General features: G+C 44.7%; 2 protein-coding genes. One reads left to right on the top strand and one right to left on the bottom strand.

The genetic code is table 11. From position 1 onward, the window contains the following. Positions 1-977, bottom strand: a 977-nt coding sequence (locus tag IH879_21865) for a serine protein kinase (GenBank protein ID MCH7677573.1), incomplete at its 3' end; no start/stop codon positions are given. A gap of 588 nt (positions 978-1,565) precedes the next feature. On the opposite strand from IH879_21865, the gene IH879_21860 reads away from it, so the two are divergent. Further along, the gene (locus IH879_21860; GenBank protein ID MCH7677572.1) at positions 1,566-3,107 is read left to right on the top strand and encodes a YifB family Mg chelatase-like AAA ATPase; all 1,542 of its coding nucleotides are present in this window, start codon (positions 1,566-1,568) and stop codon (positions 3,105-3,107) included. Positions 3,108-3,177 lie beyond the last annotated feature (70 nt).

The raw sequence follows: 3,177 nt of genomic DNA, 5'->3' as shown, positions 1-3,177 counted from the left end.
GAAGCCCCAAGCAAGTCGTAGAGAAAAGCAACATCCAATTTCAGCACTTCGATGAATTCCACCAATCCCCGGTTGGCGATATTCAACTCGCCGTCAAAATTGAAAGCGCGGGGATCCGAGTCGGAACCATAGAGGGCGATTTTACGGTAATTGATATCGCCGGTAAGTTCAGTCGAATCCTGATTTTTTTCATCTTTCGGTTGAAAGGTACCGATGCCAACCCGATCCTTTTCCGAGAGAATCAATCGTCGAATTTTTATATCGTCGATTATTTTACCCCAATCCCCGTCATATTCATGATTCTTTTCCAGATAGGTTTGCCGGCAAAACGGACACAACTCACCAAGAATATTAACGCGCTCATCGACGGGTTTATCCTGGTTTAATTCGTCCATAACCTTTCCACGGAAATCCTCCGGGATAAGATGCAGCGGCTCTTCGTGCATGGGACATTTGTCAAAATGGGTTCCGTTTTCATCCTCAACTTCCCACGAAAAAGAATAAAGCGCGCCCTCCTGAGTTCTGGAATAAGCCTCTATGCCTTTTTTCAACAAACGGACGATTGTACTCTTGGCGCTACCGACAGGGCCATGCAGGAGAAAGACCCGTTTTTCAGTACCGTATCCCCGGGCGGCGGAATTAAACAAATTAACGAACTTCATCAAGGCGCGTTCCAGCCCATAAATGGCGTCTCTGCCGTTGTCAATTGGGTCATCAAAAAATTTGTACTTGACTAATTTTTCCTTGTATTCTTGATATTCTTCTGTGCCGTAACTGATGAGCATATCATAAAGTCTTTGAAAGGCGGTTCGGGTAATTTTCGGGTTCTTTTGTACAATTGAAAGATAGTCGGAAAACGAACCCTCCCAGGTGAGTTCTTTAAATTCCTCAACGTTCTGCATTCCTTTTATTAAGGAAACGATCTTGTTGTCATTGGTTGAATCTGTACTTTTCTTGGTTTCTTCTTTGGTGCTCATAAATTACACCTCCAACTTCAATAGGCAAATTTTTCCATTTAGTAACATCTCTTAAATTATTACAAAATTTATGCCAGCAAAATTTTCTCTAAATTTTGAGGTTAGGACAAATAAATGCGACATGCTTGTTCAACATACTAACCCATTTTGAACCCCTGTGCCAGGGTGAAACAAGATTGTAAAAAAAAAGCCGAAATAAATTTTATTATTTCGACCTAAAAAATTTTTGTCAAGGAACACGGGAGTTTAAAACGCAAAAAAACGCTCTCGAACGATTCTCCACCTCCAGAACCGGTCGATCTTGACATTAGCAATTCAAATTATTTGTCCCCGAAAAGTCAAGGAGTTTTGTGCTTTATTTCTGACAAGTATCTGAAAAATTTACTAAAAAAATGTAGTTTCAGTAGAATCCTTTCCCGTATAATTATATTTACATTTCTGTTAAAATTTATAATCTTAATAAGATTAACGATTTGAATTAAAACTTAGTTCCTAAATTACCTACCAGCGGTCTTTTTTGTTGACAATAAATCAACTCTTTTGTAAAATAGTATAATTTTATTTCGAACCAACCACCTTTTCCAACCTATGTTTTCTAAAGTATTAAGCGCCGCTGTTTTAGGAATAGATGCTTACATTGTAGAAGTGGAAACTCACTTTGAAGGTGGCCTGCCAAAATTCATCGTGGTCGGCTTACCGGAAGGTGCAGTCAAGGAATCAATGGAGCGTGTGAACGCCGCCATCAAGAATTGCGGCCTGAGATTCCCAAATAAACGCATAACAGTCAACCTGGCGCCGGCGGATATCCGGAAAGAAGGCTCCGCTTTCGACTTGCCAATAGCAATGGGAATTCTGGCTTCCGTGGGCGAGGTCTCGCCAGACCTTCTGGAAGACTTTCTTATTCTTGGTGAGCTCTCCCTGGACGGGACCCTCCGACCCATCCGTGGGGCCCTGCCCATTTCCCTGGCAGCCAGGAAAGCCAAAAAGAAAGGCCTCATTGTACCGCAGCTCAACGCCGGTGAGGCAGCCATTTCAAAAGGGGTTACAGTCTATCCGGTCAGGCATCTTTTAGAAGCCGTCGACTTCCTGAATGGCCGAGAAGCCATCGAGCCGTTCGATATAAATATTGAAGAAATTTTCTCCCAGAGCCGAAATTATCACATTGACTTTTCGGATGTCAGAGGTCAAGAGCACGTTAAGCGCGCACTGGAAATAGCCGCCGCCGGTGGACATAATATTCTCATGGTAGGGCCGCCCGGTTCCGGAAAAACCATGTTGGCTAAAAGATTCCCCTCTATTCTCCCGGACTTAACTCTGGACGAAGCTCTTGAAACCACAAAAATCCATTCGGTGGCGGGAATTTTACCGCCGGACAGAGCCTTGATTGGCACACGCCCGTTCAGGTCCCCACACCACACGATCAGCGATGCCGGCTTAATCGGCGGTGGGCACATTCCCCGGCCCGGCGAAGTCAGTCTGGCCAACCACGGTGTTTTGTTTTTAGATGAACTGCCTGAGTTTAAGAAAAACGTGCTTGAGGTTATGCGCCAACCCTTGGAAGATGGACTGGTTACCATTTCCCGGGCTATGCTCTCTCTCACCTATCCCGCTGAGTTCATGCTGGCTGCGGCAATGAATCCATGTCCCTGTGGTTTTGCCACCGATCCGCACAACGATTGCTCCTGCACGCCACCGCAAATCCAAAAATATCTGTCACGAGTTTCCGGTCCCCTTTTGGACCGAATTGACATCCATATCGAAGTGCCTTCTGTTAAATATAAAGAGCTTGCGAGCGATGTCTCCGGCGAAGATTCAGCCGCCATTCGAGAACGTGTGATGCGGGCACGTGCCGTACAACAAAAGCGGTTTACAGATAAGAAACACCTGTTTTGCAACGCACGAATGGAATCTAAAGAGATTCGGCGATATTGTAAAATTAATGAGGAAGGACACGAACTTCTGAAAACCGCAATTACTAAGTTGGGTTTATCAGCTCGGGCTTATGATCGGATATTAAAGGTGGCGAGAACAATTGCGGATATTGAGGGCTCCGAAGAAATCAGGCAGGAATTTGTCGGTGAGGCGATTCAGTATCGCAGTTTAGACAGGACTTTGGGGGCAAGTTATTAGGTTAGTGGCTACCATGAGTTTGATTCAGCATATCCCCATTCAATGAGTTGGAGGCCGGCATGTTTTTTGA

The organism is candidate division KSB1 bacterium, assembly GCA_022562085.1.
Classification (GTDB): Bacteria; Zhuqueibacterota; Zhuqueibacteria; order Oceanimicrobiales; family Oceanimicrobiaceae; genus Oceanimicrobium.
The sequence above is the reverse complement of the archived record's forward strand: the minus strand, read 5'-3'. Positions and strand labels throughout refer to the sequence as shown.

What these genes read in the sequence shown, in the direction of transcription:
- IH879_21860 (MCH7677572.1), top strand. Translation starts at nt 1,566, where the DNA reads ATGTTTTCTAAAGTATTAAGCGCCGCTGTTTTAGGAATAGATGCTTAC.